Annotated in this window: 17 protein-coding genes; all 17 read left to right on the forward strand. The window is 32.8% G+C overall.

What is annotated here, in order from left to right; all coding sequences use genetic code 11:
- Window positions 1-5 precede the first annotated feature (5 nt).
- The 17 genes from Q0829_RS03235 (at window position 6) to Q0829_RS03315 (ending at window position 20,834) form a co-directional block, all read left to right on the forward strand.
- Complete coding sequence (locus Q0829_RS03235; protein WP_298539864.1) at window positions 6-848, forward strand: DNA alkylation repair protein; 843 nt, start codon at window positions 6-8, stop codon at window positions 846-848.
- A gap of 216 nt (window positions 849-1,064) precedes the next feature.
- Window positions 1,065-2,471: a glycogen synthase gene (locus Q0829_RS03240; RefSeq protein WP_298539867.1), complete on the forward strand. Its 1,407-nt coding sequence runs from the start codon at window positions 1,065-1,067 to the stop codon at window positions 2,469-2,471.
- 5 nt (window positions 2,472-2,476) lie between these two features.
- Entirely contained in the window at window positions 2,477-3,748 is a 1,272-nt protein-coding gene (locus Q0829_RS03245; RefSeq protein WP_298539870.1) for a glucose-1-phosphate adenylyltransferase, read from the forward strand.
- A 233-nt stretch (window positions 3,749-3,981) separates the two neighbouring features.
- A complete protein-coding gene (locus Q0829_RS03250; RefSeq protein ID WP_298539872.1) occupies window positions 3,982-5,922 on the forward strand; it encodes an alpha-1,4-glucan--maltose-1-phosphate maltosyltransferase in 1,941 nt (646 codons plus the stop codon).
- An 8-nt stretch (window positions 5,923-5,930) separates the two neighbouring features.
- Window positions 5,931-7,559, forward strand: coding sequence for a phosphotransferase (locus tag Q0829_RS03255; RefSeq protein WP_298539874.1), 1,629 nt, complete (start codon window positions 5,931-5,933; stop codon window positions 7,557-7,559).
- A gap of 8 nt (window positions 7,560-7,567) precedes the next feature.
- Window positions 7,568-9,478 (forward strand): 1,4-alpha-glucan branching protein GlgB, encoded by a 1,911-nt coding sequence (gene glgB, locus Q0829_RS03260; RefSeq protein ID WP_298539876.1) that lies wholly within the window; start codon window positions 7,568-7,570, stop codon window positions 9,476-9,478.
- A gap of 197 nt (window positions 9,479-9,675) precedes the next feature.
- Complete coding sequence (locus Q0829_RS03265) at window positions 9,676-12,081, forward strand: glycoside hydrolase family 31 protein (RefSeq protein ID WP_298539878.1); 2,406 nt, start codon at window positions 9,676-9,678, stop codon at window positions 12,079-12,081.
- A 125-nt stretch (window positions 12,082-12,206) separates the two neighbouring features.
- The gene (locus Q0829_RS03270; RefSeq protein WP_298539881.1) at window positions 12,207-13,028 is read left to right on the forward strand and encodes a M48 family metallopeptidase; all 822 of its coding nucleotides are present in this window, start codon (window positions 12,207-12,209) and stop codon (window positions 13,026-13,028) included.
- A gap of 85 nt (window positions 13,029-13,113) precedes the next feature.
- Entirely contained in the window at window positions 13,114-14,436 is a 1,323-nt protein-coding gene (locus tag Q0829_RS03275; protein ID WP_298539883.1) for an MFS transporter, read from the forward strand.
- A 297-nt stretch (window positions 14,437-14,733) separates the two neighbouring features.
- A complete protein-coding gene (locus Q0829_RS03280) occupies window positions 14,734-15,210 on the forward strand; it encodes a lipocalin family protein (protein ID WP_298539885.1) in 477 nt (158 codons plus the stop codon).
- A gap of 19 nt (window positions 15,211-15,229) precedes the next feature.
- Entirely contained in the window at window positions 15,230-15,922 is a 693-nt protein-coding gene (locus Q0829_RS03285) for an OmpA family protein (RefSeq protein ID WP_298539888.1), read from the forward strand.
- Window positions 15,923-16,110: 188 nt separating this feature from the next.
- The gene (locus Q0829_RS03290) at window positions 16,111-16,593 is read left to right on the forward strand and encodes a lipocalin (protein ID WP_298539891.1); all 483 of its coding nucleotides are present in this window, start codon (window positions 16,111-16,113) and stop codon (window positions 16,591-16,593) included.
- Between the two features lie 119 nt (window positions 16,594-16,712).
- The gene (locus Q0829_RS03295) at window positions 16,713-17,324 is read left to right on the forward strand and encodes an OmpA family protein (protein WP_298539893.1); all 612 of its coding nucleotides are present in this window, start codon (window positions 16,713-16,715) and stop codon (window positions 17,322-17,324) included.
- Between the two features lie 79 nt (window positions 17,325-17,403).
- On the forward strand, window positions 17,404-18,531 hold the full coding sequence (locus Q0829_RS03300) for an NAD(P)/FAD-dependent oxidoreductase (RefSeq protein ID WP_298539895.1): 1,128 nt from the start codon (window positions 17,404-17,406) through the stop codon (window positions 18,529-18,531).
- Window positions 18,525-19,235, forward strand: coding sequence for a methyltransferase domain-containing protein (locus tag Q0829_RS03305; RefSeq protein WP_298539898.1), 711 nt, complete (start codon window positions 18,525-18,527; stop codon window positions 19,233-19,235). The genes Q0829_RS03300 and Q0829_RS03305 overlap by 7 nt, the downstream gene beginning before the upstream one ends.
- 19 nt (window positions 19,236-19,254) lie before the next feature.
- Window positions 19,255-20,307, forward strand: coding sequence for a type III polyketide synthase (locus Q0829_RS03310; RefSeq protein ID WP_298539900.1), 1,053 nt, complete (start codon window positions 19,255-19,257; stop codon window positions 20,305-20,307).
- Between the two features lie 44 nt (window positions 20,308-20,351).
- Window positions 20,352-20,834, forward strand: coding sequence for a hypothetical protein (locus Q0829_RS03315; protein WP_298539903.1), 483 nt, complete (start codon window positions 20,352-20,354; stop codon window positions 20,832-20,834).
- Window positions 20,835-20,844 lie beyond the last annotated feature (10 nt).

The following is a 20,844-nucleotide window of genomic DNA, read 5'->3' on the forward strand; positions in this document are numbered from 1 at the left end:
TAAGTATGTTATTAGACGTAAAACCAATTACACAATATCAAGATAAAATGATTCCAGATCATATTTTAAACCGAAAAGGAGCCAGAAGTCTTAAGGATCTCAATCCTGAAGTTATCGATTATCTGAATAATGGTCTTATCGAAACCGCTAATTTAATGGAGTGGTTAGCAGTAGACCAATTAAAATTATTAAAAAAAATATTGGACCAATTAGATAAATCTGATTGGTATGATAGTTTTTACGAAGCCGTTTCTAATCAAAAAAAACCTAGTGCTAATAGTAATACAAAAGTGATAGGTGCGACTTTTGCACAGCTTACTTATGATACCACTATTATTAATTATTTGACTAATCATGTTTCTGATGTTCCCAGATGTTGGGCTGCACAATATTATGCCGCTATAGACATGTCAATAACAGAAAGACTACATACGATTAAACCGTATGCAGCTGATACGCATTTTGGGGTTAGAGAAGTTGCTATTTTCTCTGCCAAGGAATATATTATTAAGGATCTAGACCAGGCCATTATGATATTATCTAATTGGACAAAAGATACCGATGAAAATATTAGACGATATGCTGCAGAAGCGACACGGCCTGTAGGTGTCTGGACAAAAAAAATAGATATACTGAAAGAATCTCCAGAAAAAGCAATAGATATTTTAGAACCACTAAAATCTGATACTTCTAAATATGTTAAAGATGCGGTTGGTAATTGGCTAAATGATGCCAGTAAAACCAGACCTGACTGGGTGATAAAAGTTTGTGATCGATGGCAAAGTGATTCTACCACCAAGGATACAGCCTATATTGTTAAGAAAGCATTACGAACAATTAATAAGTAATTTAGTTTATTAACATTCTTATGGTATTTCTCATTATATCCGATAATTATCAAATCAAAAATCATACTATCAAATAATTATTAAATAATCATTAATTCTTATTCTTTTTAAAATTTTTATAAGGAAATATTTTCAAGTTTTTTATAGATTTAAACTCCTTTTAAAAGATATTAACAATTGGTTAATCTCATAAATTTTAGCACTAAAGAATAGGTTATGAGAGTACTTCACACGAGTTTAGAATGTTATCCTTTAGCAAAAGTTGGGGGTCTCGGTGATGTAGTAGGTTCACTACCTAAATATTTAACTGATTTAGATTGCATTACCGAGGTTGTTATACCTTTTTTTAATAATGAAAAAATCAATCATCTTTCATGTGAAGAGGTTTATAACGGTTCTTTAGATTTAGGCAAAAACACCTATGATTTTAGTATTAAAAAGATGTTGTCTAAAAACGTTGGATTTCAGATATATCTGGTATATCAAGAAGATTTACTGTATAGACCAAATGTTTATAGCTATGAGGATGACACCGAACGATTTTTAGCTTTTCAATTGGCGGTTTTGAATTGGTTATTACATATTGAAACAAAACCAGATGTTATCCATTGTCATGATCATCATACAGGATTAATACCTTTTTTGGTTTCGCAGGTCGATAAGTATAAAGACTTAATAGATATACCTACAGTATTAACAATTCATAATGCGCAATATCAAGGTCAGTTCTCATACGACAAATTAGATTATATACCACAATTCGACCTACATAATATTGGTTTGTTAGATTGGGATCATTGTATTAATCCATTGGCTACGGGTATTAAATGTGCCTGGCGAGTAACGACCGTATCACCAAGTTATATGCAAGAATTACAGCATCAAGCCAATGGTTTAGAAGGACTTTTGTCTCATGAGAATGCTAAGTGCTTAGGTGTTTTAAACGGGATTGATCATGATATCTGGAATCCTGAAGTAGATTCAATGATCATACAGAACTATGGCGCAAAAAATATAATTTCTGGAAGAAAAGCTAATAAACAATGGTTGTGTAAGGAGTTCAACTTTGATATAGATAAACCATTGTTTGCTTTTATAGGTCGATTAGTGTACGAAAAAGGAGCGGATCTATTACCAGATATGATTTCTGAAACATTAGAACATCTGGATGTTAACATCTTAATTTTGGGATCTGGTGAACCAACTGTAGAATCACGTTTAGAGAAATTGAAAGAATATTTTCCTAATTCGTACAATACATATATCGGATACGATGAGAAATTATCGCACATCATTTATGCAGGAGCTGATTTTTTACTCATGCCTTCGCGAGTAGAACCTTGTGGGTTAAATCAAATGTATGCATTACGCTACGGTCTTATACCAATTGTTAGACGTATAGGAGGATTAAAGGATACAGTTATCGATATTGGCGATGATGGTTTTGGAATCTGTCATGATCAAGTAAACATTCAAGATGTATATAATTCAATTAAAAGGGGAGTTGAATTGTATAACAATCAAAAGCAATATAGGGGAATACAAAAAGAAATAATAAAAATTGATCATTCTTGGAATAATTCAGCTAAGCAATACATTGAATTATATGAATCTTTAAAATAACCACAATGATTAACAAAAAGGTCCTCGCAATTATCCTTGGAGGAGGACAAGGAACTAGATTAGCCCCATTAACTGAGAGTAGGTCAAAACCAGCTGTATCCATTGCCGGAAAATACAGGTTGGTCGATATACCAATTACTAATTGTATACATTCTGATATCAAAAGAATGTTTGTGCTAACTCAATTTAATTCGGCATCATTAAATAGCCACATTAAGAATACTTATATTTTTAGTTCTTTTAGTCAGGCTTTTGTAGATGTACTTGCTGCAGAACAAACCCCGGATAACAAAACCTGGTTTCAGGGAACTGCAGATGCTGTAAGGCAATCGATGCATCACTTTTTGAATCATGATTTTGAATATGCTCTAATTTTATCTGGAGATCAATTATATCAGATGGATTTTAATCATATGATCGAGGCACATATAGAAAAAGACGCTGATATTTCTATAGCAACGTTACCAGTAAACCCTAAAGATGCAACTGATTTTGGAATTTTAAAGACCGATAAGAATCATTTTATAACTTCTTTTATCGAAAAACCAAGTACCGATAAATTACCTGGTTGGGAATCAGAAGTTAGTGATGAGATGAAAAGCGAGAATAGAGAATACCTAGCATCGATGGGGATTTATATTTTCAGTAGACAACTATTGGTAGATATTCTTTCTGATCCTAGTAGAATAGATTTTGGAAAAGAAATTATTCCACAGTCTATAGAAAGTCATAAAGTTTTAGCATATCAATATGAAGGCTATTGGACAGATATAGGGACTATTTCTTCCTTTTTTGAAGCAAATATTGAGCTTGCTAATGATATTCCTAAATTCGATTTGTTTGATAATGAACGTAACATATTAACAAGGCCTAGAATATTACCACCATCAAAAATATCTGGTACTCTGTTAAATAAAAGCATGATTGCCGAGGGATGCCTGATACAAGCAAAAGAAATTGACCAATCTGTTATCGGTATTCGATCTAGGATTGGTAAAGATACTGTTATAAAAAACACCTACATGATTGGTAGCGATAGATATCAAGATTTGAGTGAGTTAGAAATAGATGATAAAGAAAGTAGACCATATATTGGAGTAGGAGAACGATGTGTTATTAATAATGCTATTATAGATAAAGATTGTAGAATCGGTAATGATGTTATTATTAATGGAGGTCCACATCTAAAAGATACCAAGAATGATCGGTATGTAATCAAAGATGGTATTGTAGTTATTATAAAAGGTGCTGTAATTCCTAATGAATATAAAATTTAGCTCTAAGAATTTTTATTTTATTTCTTAATTTTTCGCATTAAATATGTTTTTTTCAAAATGTGCCGTTGGCGCTACATCGTTGTAGTGTTTTGCGAAAACGTTATTGTTTATAAATTCTCACAAAACTCTATGAAATCTTACAAAATCGTACGCAAATTTTAAATAATAAATAATAAATTGCTTCTCTTGTTATTAAAATATTAAAATCAAATCACTTTAATTTAAAAGTTCTCATGTTGAATCAAGAGCGTGTTATTATCGAAAATGTATCTCCGGAAATTAATAATGGAGCATTTTTTATTAAAAGAGTAGTTAATGAAAAGGTACACATAACTGCTGATATTATTGGTGACGGTCATGATATCGTTCAGGCTAGTATACGATATAAGCATAAAAGCGAACGTAATTGGTCTGAAAATAGAATGCACTCGTTAGAAAATGATTCTTGGAGAGGAGAATTTGAAGTTAAAAAGCAAGGATATTACACATATCAGATTTTAGGATGGATCGACTACGCATTAAATTGGCAACATGGAACTATTCGTAAAATAGATGATAATCAATATGTGAAATCTGAGCTGTTAGAAGGTAGAGAATATTTGAAGGATTTACTTAAGAAATCAACAACAGATGAGAAAAAATATATTAAGGAATTACTTGATATATTTCAAGATGAAAAGCAATATGATAGCGCAATAATCGAAGCTAAAAGTGATAAATTACATGATCTTTTTTATAAATATCCATCAAAAGGATTAATGGCTACTTATCAGGATCTGCAGGTGTACGTGGATCGAGAAAAAGCAAGGTTTAGTACTTGGTATGAATTTTTTCCCAGAAGTGCTTCAGAAGTGGAAGGTAAACACGGAACTTTTAAGGATTGCGAAAAGTTATTACCTAGAATATCCGAAATGGGATTTGATGTATTATATTTTCCTCCAATCCACCCCATTGGCGAAATAAATCGAAAAGGTAAAAACAATACTACAGAAGCGTATGATGGAGATGTAGGATCTCCTTGGGGAATAGGTTCGGCAGATGGAGGACATACCAGTGTACATAAAGAATTAGGTACGTTACAAGATTTTAAAAAACTGGTTAAGAAAGCAAAAGAATTGGGGCTAGAAATAGCAATGGATTATGCATTGCAAGCTGCTCCAGATCATCCTTGGGTAAAAGAATTTCCTGAATTTTTTAAATGGAGACCCGATGGTACTGTGCAATATGCAGAAAATCCTCCTAAGAAATATCAAGATATACAACCTATTTATTTTGACACTAAGGAATGGAAGAAAATGTGGAAGGAATTACTCGATGCGGCACTTTTTTGGATAGAAGAATGTGGAATTAATATATATCGAGTAGATAATCCACATACGAAACCGTTCCATTTTTGGGGTTGGTTGATTGAAGAAATTAAGAAGAAGCACCCAGATGTATTATTTTTGTCTGAAGCATTTACAAAACCTAAAGTAATGCAACAATTAGCAAAACAAGGGTTTACACAATCGTATACATATTTTACATGGCGTACGAACAAGCATGAATTAACAGAATATGTTAGTGAATTAACTACCACAGATCAAAAAGAATATTTTAGACCTAATTTCTGGCCTAATACTCCTGACATTAACCCTTATCATTTGCAAGGTGCAAACGAAGCCATGCATTTAACCAGATATGCTTTAGCTAGTACATTAAGTTCAAATATAGGTGTTTATGGACCAGTATTTGAACAAATGGTTTCTGATGCCATTCCCGGAAAAGAAGAATATCTTGACAGCGAAAAATATCAAATTCGTCACTGGGATTGGAATAAAAAAAATAAACTCACTACTATTATAAGTAGTTTAAATCATATCAGAAAAGAGAACTCCGCTTTACAACAAACCAATAATGTAAAATTTTGCCATATAGAAAATGATCAAATTATCGCTTTCTATAAATATAATGATGATAAAACCAATGAGATGCTAATTGTAATCAGTCTAGATCCTCATTATTCACAAAAAGGCCATGTGCAATTACCATTGGGTGAATTAGGAATACATGCAGGTCATCCAATTCAGGTTCATGACTTGGTTACTAAAAGTAGTTATCATTGGCACGATGAATGGAATTTTGTGGAATTACATCCAGCATTACCTTTTCACATATTTAAAATCACTAAATGATGTAACAAATGTCCGATACTCAACAAAAAAACGACCTTAATGCTGTATATAAATATAAATCAGAATGGTCTGGATTATTAGAAAACCCTCAGTTCGTTACAGAGTTTTGCGAAGATATTTTAGAGCCTTATATCATTACTAAGAGATGGTATGGAGGTAAAGCAAGTGCGCTAAAATATATTGAATTAGTTGACCATTTTAGAATTGATGATGGAAATGATTTATTTTATGGTTTAGTATTAGAAGTTAATTTTAGAGAAGCGTTTGTTCAAAACTATTTTATTCCTCTGGCCCTTGTAACAGATCATAATTATGCTCAGGAAGAAATAATAGCTAAAATTGAGCTAAACGATAAGCAAGGGTTTTTGATTGATGCAACGCTGTTGGAATCTTTTAGAAAACAAATCTTTGAAAAAATATTAGAAGGAGCTAAAAGTAAATATGAGGGTCTAGAATTTAGAAGAGGTAGAGGTTGTGCTGATAATGAATATGTATCTTCTAAAGCGATGGGGGTAGAACAAAGCAACACTTCGATTATTTTTAATGATACATACATTTTAAAAATTTTTAGAAGGATCTTTGTAGATCAAAACCCTGATTATGAAGTTAATAAATATCTAACAGATAAGGGAGTATTTAAAAACACACCTAAATATAGTGGTAGCATTACACTACGGTTTTCTGATAAAAATGTGATCACTTTAGCGTTGATGCAACAATTGGTACCTAATCAAGGAGATGCTTGGGAATATTTTCTGGATCAACTTAAAGATATTTATGAAACATTAAATGAAGTACATCCTGATGTAATGAAATTACAACATATCGATATGTTTGATAAGATCGATATAAATGCTATTCCAGAAGAAATAAGACAATATGTTCCTATATCCTTTTTTGAAGATATCGCCCAACTAGGATTAAGAACTGCACAAATGCATGTAGCATTAGGATTAGAAAGGGTTAATATGCAATTTACCCCTCAGACCTATAGCAGCGATTATTCCGTATGGTTAAAAAATAGATTAATTTATCAATTCGAAAATCGGGTAAGCCTAGTAGAAAACAATCTTCATAAACTAGAGGGGTTGCGTCTTGAGTTAGCACAAGAGTTTTTAGATAACAAGAAGATAATTAGAAAAAAACTATTAGATTTTGATGAATCTAAGCTAAAAGGTGAGCGTATTCGGATTCATGGAGATTATCATTTAGGACAGGTTCTGGTAGATAACGGAGATTTTTATATTATCGATTTCGAAGGAGAACCAGAAAGTACCATACGTGATCGAAAGGTAAAACAATCTCCGCTTAAAGATGTAGCTGGAGTTTTTAGATCATTTAATTATGCAGTGTATTCAACCATATTTAATAATCTAGAAAACTTCAATTATTCTAAAGAAGAACTATTTCATTTTGCAGATGTTCTATACAGCTATATGACCGCTATTTTTCTTAGAAAATATGTGAAATATGTTCAGTCACATAACCTGAGTATTGGATATCTAAAAGAGATAAAATTTATGCTGGAATATTGCTTGCTGGAAAAAGCAGTATACGAATTAGGATATGAATTAAATAGCAGACCCAGATGGGCGGTAATTCCATTAAAAGGAATCTCAAAAATTATTAATAGCTAAGCAATAATATGAGTAAAGTAATAGCACATAGTTTATTTTCTGAATTTGATGTCAATCTTTTTAAAGGCGGGAAGCATTATAGACTTTATGAAAAATTTGGATCACACATTACTACTGTAGATGGTGTAAATGGAACATATTTTGCAGTTTGGGCGCCATCCGCAAAATCAGTTTCTGTTATTGGGGATTTCAATTTTTGGATAGAAGGAGAACATCAGTTAAATGTTCGTTGGGATGAATCAGGTATATGGGAAGGGTTTATTCCAGAAGTTGGAAAAGGTAGTACTTATAAATATAAAATTCATTCTCATAATAATGATATCAAGACCGAAAAAGCAGACCCTTATGCTCGTAGATGTGAACATCCACCAAAAACAGCCTCTGTAGTTTGGGAAGATTCTTACGATTGGAAAGACACTAAATGGATGAAAAATAGAAAGAAAAACAATGCTATTGATGCTCCTTTTTCTGTATACGAAGTTCATTTGGGATCTTGGAAAAGAAAAATAGAAGAAAATAGATCACTCTCTTACATCGAATTAGCAGATGAATTAGTGTCTTACGTAAAAGAGATGAACTTTACACATGTAGAATTGATGCCAGTAATGGAGTACCCATATGATCCTTCATGGGGATATCAACTTACTGGTTATTTTGCACCTACTTCACGCTTTGGTTATCCAGAAGAATTTAAAGTACTCGTTGATAAGTTACATCAAAATGACATAGGGATATTGTTAGATTGGGTGCCATCTCATTTTCCTGAGGATGCTCACGGATTAGGTTTCTTTGATGGATCTTGTTTATACGAGCATCCAGATAAAAGAAAAGGATATCACCCGGATTGGAAAAGCCTGATATTTAATTATGGGCGTAATGAAGTAAAAAGCTTTTTGATAAGTAATGCAATTTTTTGGTTAGATCAATATCATGCTGATGGCTTAAGAGTTGATGCCGTTGCTTCCATGTTATTCCTGGACTATTCTAGAGAAGAAGGAGAATGGGAGCCAAATAAGTACGGAGGAAGAGAAAACCTCGATGCTATTGATTTTATGAAAGAACTTAATGAAGAAGTCTATAAAAGCTATCCTGATGTACAGACAATAGCAGAAGAATCTACTTCATTCCCAATGGTTTCTAAACCAACTTTTCTTGGTGGTCTTGGCTTTGGTATGAAATGGATGATGGGTTGGATGCACGATACTTTACAATATTTTGCAAAAGAACCTATATACAGAAAACATCATCAAAATGACTTAACCTTTAGTATGACGTATGCTTTTACGGAAAACTTTATGCTTCCGTTGTCGCACGATGAAGTAGTATATGGTAAGAAAAGTATTATTGGTAGGATGCCAGGAGATGAGTGGCAGCAGTTTGCTAACCTAAGGTTGATGTACAGTTATATGTTTACGCATCCAGGTACCAATCTATTATTCATGGGAGCAGAATTTGGACAGCGAGAAGAGTGGAATTTCCAGAGTAGTTTGGACTGGCATTTACTACAATATGATTATCACTCAGGAATCAAAAACCTAATTATAGATCTTAACATATTATATAAAAACTACCCCGCGTTATACGAGAAACAATTTAATGCAGATGGTTTTGAATGGATTAGTTATGATGATCATGAAAATTCTGTTGTAGCATATATTCGAAAAGGAAATAAAGAAGAAGACTTTTTAGTTGTTGCTTGTAATTTTACCCCGGTTCCCAGAACTAAGTATCGGATTGGATTACCCTCTTCAGGGAAATTAGTGCAACTATTCAATAGTGATAATAAAAATTATGGAGGAACTGGAGATTTTAATGACGCTCAAGTGACTATAGAAAAAATGGATTGGCATTATAGAAATTATGCTGCGCAAATAAATATTCCTCCATTAGGAGCTGTTGTTTTTAAAATTGATAAGTAAAATCTAAAGGTAAAAATCAATGTGTATTTGAATATTATTTTGAAACTCTAAGTATAACACGGTAAACAATTGTTAATAGAATTTAGTTTCAAACGTTTTCGTTAATTTTTATTAATAAATACTGATTAAAAGAGTTTATTTATTGAGATAGATATTGTTTTTTTACAATACAAAGAAGTAAAAGAAACCAACCAGCTATGATTACTAATACTGAGTTAGAAGTAAAAGGGAATTTGTTTCCCGGAAAAATCATCTCCTTTTCACAGAACGTAGATAAGATCAATTTCACCACAGAAAATGGGGTTATTCTTCAGGTTACGATTGTGAGAGGAAGTGTTGTACGATTTAGATATGCCACTGATAATAATTTTGAAAAAGATTTTTCTTATGCTATTAGTGAAAAGGGTGTAAGAGGCTATAGTGAGCTAGAAGTCAAGGAACTGGAAGATACGTATGAAATTACTACTAAAAGAATAAAGATCTTTATTGCTAAAGCCAATATCCATGTCACTATAACGGATAAAGAAGGCAACATTATTTGCAAGGATGATTGGGGTTTCCATTGGGAACAAAGCTATGAGTATGGTGGTAACATTGTAAAAATGAGTAAATCTGCTCCTCAAGGAGAATGTTATTATGGCTTAGGAGATAAACCAATGCATCTTAATTTGAAAGGAAAACGAATTGAGAATTGGGCCACGGATCAATATGCATTCGGTAAAGATCAGGATCCTTTATATAAAAGTGTTCCTTTTTATATAGGTATGTACGAAGAAAGAGCCTATGGTATCTTCTTCGATAATTCGTTTAAGACATACTTTGATTTTTGTAATGAACGCCGTAATGTTACTAGTTTCTGGGCGCATGGAGGAGAAATGAATTACTATTTCTTTTATGGCCCTAATATGCAAGATGTAATAACTCGATATACAGACCTTACGGGTAAGCCAGAACTACCGCCATTATGGGCATTAGGGTATCATCAGTGTAAATGGAGTTACTATCCCGAAAGTAAGGTAAAAGAAATTACTACAAAGTTTAGAGATTTAAGAATACCATGTGATGCTATATATCTTGATATAGATTATATGGAAGGATTCAGATGCTTTACCTGGAATAAAGAATATTTTCCGGATCCTAAACGTATGGTTCAGGAATTAGCAGAAGATGGTTATAAAACTATAGTAATTATAGATCCGGGAATCAAAATTGATGATGATTACTGGGTGTATCAAGAGGCTATGGAAAAAGATTATTTCTGTAAGCGAGCAGATGGACCATATATGAGAGGAAAAGTATGGCCAGGAGAATGTTTCTTCCCAGATTTTACGAATCCCGAAGTTAGAGAGTGGTGGGCCGGATTATTTAAGGAACTTATTGATGAAATAGGAGTCAAAGGAGTTTGGAATGATATGAATGAACCTGCGGTAATGGAGGTTCCTGGAAAAACATTCCCTGATGATGTTCGTCATAATTATGATGGAAACCCTTGTAGTCACAGAAAAGCTCATAATATTTATGGTACTCAAATGGCGAGAGCTACTTATGAAGGTATTAAAAGATTTGGATATCCTAAAAGACCATTTGTAATTACTAGATCTGCATATTCTGGAGCGCAACGATATACTTCTTCTTGGACAGGAGATAATGTGGCAACCTGGGAACATCTTTGGATAGCTAATATCCAAGCGCAGCGTATGAGTATGAGCGGAATGTCATTTACCGGTAGTGATATTGGTGGATTTGCAGAACATCCTACTGGAGAATTATATGCTAGATGGATACAGTTAGGAGTATTTCACCCTTTCTGTCGTACACATTCATCTGGAGACCACGGGAATCAGGAACCTTGGACATTTGGTGAAGAAGTTATAGATGTTACCAGAAAATACGTAGAATTGCGATATCAGTTACTTCCATATTTATACACTATGTTTTGGGAGTATGCCGAAGAAGGAATACCAATGTTAAAATCTTTGGTATTATACGATCAGTTAGATCCTCAAACACATTATAGAACAGACGAATTTGTATTTGGTAATCAAATATTAGTATGCCCGGTTCAAGAACCTAATGCAAAAGGTAGAAGATTGTACATTCCTCGTGGGAGTTGGTATAATTACTGGACCCGAGAATATGTAAAAGGAGGCATGGAACAATGGGTAGATGCAGAGTTAGATACAATTCCGTTATTTGTAAAAGAGGGAGCTATCATACCTAAATACCCAATTCAGCAGTATGTAGGCGAGAAAAAGATTGAAGAGCTTAAATTAGAAGTATATTATAAATTAGGAAATAAAGAAGTATCCAAAGTATATGAAGACGCACAAGACGGCTATGATTATACTAAAGGTAGATTTAGCCTAAGAAGTTTTGCTTTTACAGGAAAAGAGAATGAAATTATCATTCAGCAACATAAGAATGGAACCTATATCACGGAATATGATACTATGAAGATTGAATTTATAGGATTACCTTTTGATATTGATGAAATTGAAATCGATAATGTGGTGGTACCCCTAAAAGAGTTAAAATTTGATAAGAAAGAAAATACTGTAATTGTTCCAAAAGACTTTGCCGAACTTCATATTGTAGCTAAATAAAACAACTTATCGATAATTATTGCTTTATATAGATCTTATTGCATAAATTGATGATCTTTTATTAAAAAGGATGTGCTGAATTTTGTAATTTTAACATACGAAATTCACATCTATCCATAAATATCATGAAAAAGAAAAAAATAATAGTTGCTCTAGGATCGATTTTACTTTTCTTATCCTGTGCAACCAACCCTTTTACAGGTAAACAAACATTGGCGTTAGTACCTAATTCTCAAATTTTACCAGCTGCTTTTGCTCAATATGATCAAGTGCTAAAAGAAAGCAAGGTACTGAAAGGTACATCGGATGCTGAAATGGTTAAACGTGTTGGTCAAAAGATTGCAAAAGCAGCAGAAAGATGGCTCAATGCAAATGGTCATCAAGGTTATTTAAAAGATTATAAATGGGAGTATAATCTAATAGATGATAAAGCTGTAAATGCGTGGGCCATGCCTGGAGGAAAAATAGCATTTTATACAGGTATTTTACCAATTGCTAAAACCGAAACAGGTATTGCTGCTATTATGGGACATGAAGTAGTGCACGCAATTGCTAATCATGGACAGCAACGTATGAGTGCTGGACAAATCCAGCAAGTTGCAGGTGTTGCTACAGCAGTCGCTGTTAGCGGTCAAAATGAACAAACACAGCAAATAGTTGGTCAAGCGTTTGGTTTAGGAAGCCAATTTGGAGTTATGTTACCCTTTAGTAGAAGTCATGAGACCGAAGCCGATAAAATTGGATTAACACTAATGGCGATAGCTGGCTATAATCCAGATGAAGCAGCAGAACTTTGGAAGCGTATGAAAGCAAATAGTGGAGGACAAGCACCACCAGAGTTTATGAGTACACACCCATCAAACGATACACGTATTGCCAATTTAATTGCTTGGGCACCCGCTGCAAAAGAAGAAGCAAAGAAATTTGGAGTTACTAGCTTTAAATAATTGTAAATTTTTAATTCTTAAAAAGATTATACCTATTTTAGGAGCTGTTCCAGAACAATCTGGAACAGCTTTTTAATTTTAGAACATGCGAGAAATATTACCTAAAGGACATAAAAAATTACTAAACGCCTGGGCTTTTTATGACTGGGCAAATTCTGTATACAGTTTAACAATTGCATCCGCAATATTCCCTATTTTTTGGGGTGCTTTAACGATTGTTAGAGATGCTGATGATAAAATTATTAGTGACACTGTTAGTTTTCTGGGTATTGATTTTAATAATGATTCTCTGATCAGTTATGTAACAGCATTGGCTTTTTTAGTAGTTTCACTTCTTAGTCCTTTGTTATCGGGAATTGCTGATTATATAGGTAATAAAAAGACCTTTCTGAAATTTTTCTGTTATCTCGGAGCATTATCTTGTATTGGTTTATATTGGTTTAATATGGATCAGCTTTGGTTTGGGTTATTATGCTACTTCTTAGCATTAATCGGTTTCTGGGCAAGTTTGGTTTTTTATAATTCTTATCTCCCGGATATTGCGTTTCCCGAACAGCAAGATGCTATTAGTGCAAAGGGGTATTCTCTTGGATACGTTGGTAGTGTTATTCTTTTGATTATAAATTTAATAATGATATTCTTTTATGAAACCTTTGGTTTTGAGAACGAAGGAGTACCAACAAGGTTATCTTTTGTAATGGTAGGAATATGGTGGATAGGTTTTAGTCAGTACACCTATTATTATTTACCAAAAGGGAATAAAAAGGATAAGCTTACCAAAGATGTCGTTTTTAATGGTTTTAAAGAACTTAAAAGTATATGGAATGCTATGCAGCATAACCTAAGACTTCGTAGATATCTTTCTGCATTTTTTGTATACGGTATGGCAGTACAGACTATTATGCTAATTGCCACATATTTTGGAATTGAAGAATTGGATTGGGGCGATCAAGATGCAACTACAGGATTAATTATTAGTATTTTATTAATTCAATTAGTTGCTGTTTTAGGAGCCTTTCTTACTTCAATCGCTTCTGCAAAATATGGAAATATAAAGGTTTTGATTTTTATTAATTTCATTTGGATCGGTATATGCGTATTTGCGTATACAATCACTGCACCTGGACAATTTTATGTAACAGCTGCTATTGTAGGTTTAGTAATGGGAGGGATTCAATCTTTGTCCAGATCAACATATTCAAAATTTTTACCAGAAAATGCTGTAGATACAGCTTCTTATTTTAGTTTTTACGATGTTGCTGAAAAAATAGGAATTGTCATAGGTATGTTTTCATATGGCTTAGTAGCTCAACTTACAGGAAGCATTAGGTATTCTATACTTTTCTTAATTTTATTTTTTGTAATCGGACTGTTGTTACTTTTCAGAGTACCCAAAGAGCAAGAATAACTTCATATAAAATTTTATGAGTTTTATACTGTTAAATTCTGTTAACAGTGTAAAGTTAATATATGATAATATCCTTTATTTCGTTATTGAATTTGTATACCTTACGTATGTAACAATTAAACCCAAAACCTAACAATGATGGCATACAATCTCCAAATGATATTAATCTAAATTTTTTGCATTTTATCTAATTTATAGAAATATTTTAAAAGTATTTTTAACATAGAATGTTCAACTATGATGATATTTGAATATTAATTTTCAACCAATTTTACACATATAAATATAAAATCAACCATGAAAAAACTGATCTTATTACTTGCAGTAATTCTGCTTGCTTCGTGTTCTGCTAGTCAGAAAACTATTATCGCCGCAAAAAAAACATTAAAAGGTGAGTGGTCCTTGGATAATATATCCTATGACCGTTCTGGAATTTTTGAAGTTACTTTGTATAATGATGCTTCAGCAGAATGTCTTACAGGAGGTGTTTGGAAATTTATACCAAACAATAATACTGGTAAGTATACCGTAAATGATAGCCAGTGTACTTCTACAGGTGCTAGAAATTTTAGATTCACTATTCCCAAACCTTCAGAAAATGGTGATTATAGTTTTCTTTTTAAACCTATTGATGAAAAGAAAAAAAGTACGAATAACAATAAAGGGTATCGAATGACTCTAAAACACCTGGATGATACAACAATGACCTGGACCCAAACCGTAAGTTTAGAGGGAAAACCGTTTGTAATCACAATGAATTTTAATAAACTATAATAACTCAAATCTTTACACGATGATCAAATCAAATTTTAATAAAATAGCTATAGTACTTACAGCATTAGTCATTTTAAGTAGCTGTGATGCAGTTCAGAATGCAAATAATACCCAAAAGGGTGCTGTAATTGGTACAACTGCCGGAGCCGTTCTTGGTGGAGTAATTGGAAATAATGTTGGAAACAAAGAAAATTCAGTGCTTGGAGCGATCATTGGAGGAGTTGTCGGTGGAGTTGCTGGTGGAGTGATTGGTAAACAAATGGATAAACAGGCTCAAAAAATAGAAGAAGAAATCCCTGGTGCTGAAGTGACCAGAGTAGGAGAAGGAATTGATATCATATTTGATGAAAATAGTGGTATTTATTTTGAAACGAATAAGCATAATATCAATGCAAAATCAAAAGAAACTCTTAACAAGTTGATAGGTGTTTTTAAGGATTTTCCTGATACCAACATTATAGTTGATGGGCATACTGATAGTTCTGGTGATGATGCTTACAATATGGAGTTATCTAGAAAACGAGCTAATTCTGTGACGGATTATCTAATCTCTCAGGGAATAAACAAATCAAGATTGACAACCTATTATCACGGTGAAACTTTACCAAAATATGATAATGCTACTGCAGAAGGTAGAGCAAAAAACAGAAGAGTCGAGTTTGGAGTATTAGCAAATGATAAAATGATCAATGATGCTAAAAAAGTAGACTAAACAATACATTAAAATTTATCAAAAATCCCTAACAGATCTTTATGCTGTTAGGGATTTTTTTGTTTTCTAAATAAACCTATACCCTGAAAACAGTGATGTTGTTTTCACTATTTATGATGTAGTTTAAGGAGTGTAGTTTGAAGATATTTGTACTATAAAATCAGAATAATCTCTTTAAACCAAAAGCCTTGAGAACAATTTGTATACTATTAATATGTACTCTTTTATTTAGTTGTGGCGCATCAAATAAATTAACCAGAGCAGCAAAAAACTCGATTGATGGAGTTTGGATCCTAAAAGAAGTTGACTATGAAACCGATAGTAAAGGAACCTACGCGATTACTATTCTAAACAACATTTCGTTACAATGTATAGAAAATACTAATTGGGAGTTTGTTGCTAATAATAACACGGGTAGTTATGCCTTATCAGGTACTTCTTGCACAGACACTGGTGTTCAAAATTTTATATGGTCAGTTCCAAAAGAAATGTATGGGTTTAATCATAGCATTATGTTAAAGCCTGTGAATCATAAAATGAAAAGCAATATTAATAATAAAGGGTATCGTATGCAATTGTATGAATTGGAAAACACCAAAATGATTTGGAGTTATGATATGATAGTCGATGGAGAAAAATTTACAATCAAACTAAACTTTGATAAACAATAAAACTCATTAACATTAAAACCAATAAAGATTTAAAACACATGAAATCACACAATATTAAAAACTCAAAGAAACTGGTGTATTTAGGAATAATATTAATAACTATGGTTAGTTGTAAGTCTATGAAAAACGCTGAAATAGGTGGTTTTATAGGGGCTGCAGGTGGTGCTGTAATAGGCGGGGTTATAGGAGACCGTGTTGGAGGAGAAACTGAACTTGGAGCGGTTATAGGTGGAATTGTTGGAGCAACTGTGGGTAGTGTTATTGGTAATCGAATGGACCAGCAAGCTAAAAAGATTGAAGAAGAGATGCCAAGTGTCGCAGTACAAAGAGTTGAAGAAGACATTAATATTGTTTTTGATGAAGAAAGTGGTGTGTATTTTAATACCAATAAGCATGACTTAAACGAGTCGTCTAAAGCAACAATTGAAAAACTGGCAGCAATTCTCACAGAATATCCTAATTCTAATATACTTATTGAAGGACATACTGATAATGTAGGTAAAGAAGAGTCAAATTTTCTATTATCAAAATACAGAGCACAATCGGTAAGAGATTATCTTGTTCTACAAGGAGTTGATGAACAGAGATTTACTGTTAAGTATTATGGAGAATCCCAACCTAGATATGACAATACTACTACAGAAGGTAAAACTAAAAATAGAAGGGTAGAAGTAACAATATCACCAAATGAGGAACTAAGAAAGCAGGCGGTTGCACAAATAAAAGAGTAAGGTGTTGTAATTGAGAATGATAAATCCCGACCTAACAATCGGGATTTTTTTATGCTCAAAATTTATGTATCTTCAATAAATGAATAGTCATACGCACATACTAATCATCGGTGGTGGTTTAGCAGGTCTAACCAGTGCTATTCATTTGGCTAAGGCTCAAATCTCTGTTACCCTTATCGAAAAAGATATCTATCCTAAGCATAAAGTTTGTGGAGAATATATTTCTAATGAAGTACTTTCATATCTCGATTTTTTGGAAATTAACATGAGTGAATTAAAACCTGTGAAAATTTCGGAATTGAATATTAGTACCAAAAAGGGGAAAATGATCAAGAGTAAACTTCCTTTAGGCGGTTTTGGGATAAGTAGATATGCATTGGATCATTATCTATGGAACAAGGCTAAAACCTTAGGAGTACACATGATAAATGATCAAGTTTTAGATGTTAAGTATGATCAGAATATATTTCAAGTATTAACGACTAATAATAACACGTTAACCAGTGATTATGTAATTGGAGCTTATGGTAAACGTTCTGGTTTAGATAAAAATTTAAAACGAGATTTTAGCAACAAAAAATCACCTTGGTTAGCTGTAAAAGCGCATTATAAAGCTAAATTTGATGCTAATACGGTAGCATTACATAATTTTGATGGAGGTTATTGTGGATTGTCTCTGGTAGAAAATAATACTGTAAACGCATGTTATCTTGTTAATTATAAAAGCTTCAAGAAGTATAAAAACATTGAAGAATTTGAAAAGAAAGTACTTTATGAAAACCCTAATCTAAAGGATTTTTTTGAAAAATCTAAACCAGTATTCGAAAAACCTATAACCATAAGCCAGATTAACTTCGATAGAAAAAAACCTGTAGAAAATCATATTTTTATGTTAGGTGATGCAGCAGGATTAATTCATCCTCTCTGTGGTAATGGAATGGCAATGGCAATTCAAGGCTCCAAAATTCTATGCGAGCTCTTAGTGGAGAATTATAGTACGAAAATGTATTCTTCGATAGAGCTTGAAAAACTGTATGTTAAACAATGGGATAGCACTTTTTCTAAAAGATTACTAGCAGGAAGAATTCTTCAGAAAGTATTGTTAAGTAACAGATTTCAGCAAATAGCGCAAAAAATTGCTACCATAGCTCCTTCGATTGTACCAGGAATTATCAAACAAACACACGGAAAACCTATAGTATGTTAGTAAACCTAGAATATCGAAGCAATGAAGCAGAACTTATGGATGATCCAGAAGTGAATGAAAAAGATCTAGGAATAGCATTAGAAGATATCTCTAGAGTTAATCGATTGCTCGGAGGAAATAATATAACAATAAATGCAGTTTTAGATGAAATAAAAAAGGATGAGAGTACAAAAACCTGGGTTATTATGGACTTAGGTTGTGGTGATGGCGAAATGCTTAGAAAATTAGCAGATGTTTTTAAAGAAAATAAAATAAAAGTAAAATTAATTGGAATCGATAATAATGATAAATGCCTATTACAAGCAAGAAAACTAAGTACATCATATATTGAGATAGAGTTTCATGATAAAAATATTTTGACTTTAGAAAAAGGAGATTTTCATTGTGATATCATTATTTGTACACTTACATTACATCATTTTGGAGACGAAGAGATAAAAAGAGTTCTTAAGAAAAGTTTAGAGTTAGTTTCTGAAGTTGTAATTATAAATGATATCCATAGAAACAAATGGTCCTATTATCTATTTAGAATGTTTAGTTATTTTTTTATCAAAGGATATATCGCAAAAAATGATGGATTAGTATCCATAAAAAGAGGTTTTAAACGAAAAGAATTAATGCGTTTTGCAAAAGAATTAAAGTTAAACACATATCAATTGGATTGGAAATGGGCGTTCAGATATCGTTGGGTAATTAGAAATTAAAAAAATAAAGGGAAATAAATTGAGTGTAAAAATAAAGACGGTTGCTAAAGAGTTGCCACAATATGTTAGAGAGACAAAGGAAATACTTCCTTTTGTATCCCAATGGCTTATAGGTCAGGAAGATCGTTTTAGGCGAAAGGTTCTTAAGATTTTTGAAAATGCTGCTGTAGATAAGAGATATGGCATTATGAGTATCGAAGAAGTTTTTACAGCAACTTCTTTCGAAGAAAAGAATGATATTCATATTCGTGAAGTAAAAAAATTAGGAAACGCTGTAGTCAAGAAAGCTTTGAGTCAGGCAGATTGGGATCCAAAATCATTAGATTATATAATCACTGTAAGCTGTACCGGAATCATGATTCCATCTTTGGATGCATATATTATTAATGAATTAGGCCTTAGACAGGATATCGTGAGATTACCTGTTACAGAAATGGGATGTGCGGCTGGAGTATCTGGGATGATTTATGCTAAAAACTTTCTGCAAGCTAACCCTGGTAAAAGAGCAGCAGTAATTGCTATTGAATCACCGACTGCTACGTTTCAGCATACTGATTTTAGTATGGTAAATATTGTAAGTGCTGCTATTTTTGGAGATGGAGCAGCTTGTGTGCTACTTTCTTCCGAAGAAGAAGCTAGTGGTCCTAAAATTATTGCAGATGAAATGTACCATTTTTATGATGCTACTACAATGATGGGATTTAAACTAACAAATGGCGGATTACAAATGGTGTTGGATAAAGAAGTTCCTGAAAAGATAGCAAGACATTTTCCAGATATTATACATCCTTTTTTGCAAAAACAGGGAAAAACTATAGAGGAGATTAATCATTTAATCTTTCATCCTGGTGGTAAAAAAATTGTGCAAACTGTAGAAGGTCTTTTTGGGGATCTTGGTAAGAACATTGATGATACTAAAGCTGTTTTGCAAGAATATGGTAATATGAGTAGCGCTACTGTTTTATATGTATTAGAACGCTTTATGAATAAAAAGCCAACTAAAGGAGAAACAGGTCTTATGCTTAGTTTCGGTCCTGGATTCTCTGCGCAAAGAATATTGTTAGAGTGGTAAAGTATAAAAATGGTATAATGAGTATTAACTAAAACCACGTGAAAATGAAAAAAATATGGGTATGCATTATTTTATGTACAATTTCGGCTTCAGCTTGTACAAAAAATGATGACTCTGCTATTGAAACTGATATTTCCATACCAGAAGTTACTGCAGGAGTTACGAATGTTTCTGTATCTGAAAAAGAAGGTAGCTATACATTTAGTGTAGAAATAAATAGTCCTGATCTAGGATGTAACCAATATGCAGATTGGTGGGAAATCGTTTCTGAAGATCAAACATTAGTATATCGAAGAATATTAGCGCATAGCCACGTAAATGAACAACCTTTTACAAGATCTGGTGGTCCTGTGAATATAACTGAGGATCAGACAGTTTATATAAGAGCGCATATGAATAATAAAGGGTATGGAGATGTAGTATTTAAAGGAAGTGTATCTGCTGGGTTTAGTCAGCAAACATTAGATATTAGTTTTGCAAGTGAATTAGAGACAACAGCACCTTTACCGAACGGATGTGCTTTTTAAAAAATATAGA

Source organism: uncultured Aquimarina sp. (assembly GCF_947492405.1).
Classification (GTDB): domain Bacteria; phylum Bacteroidota; class Bacteroidia; order Flavobacteriales; family Flavobacteriaceae; genus Aquimarina.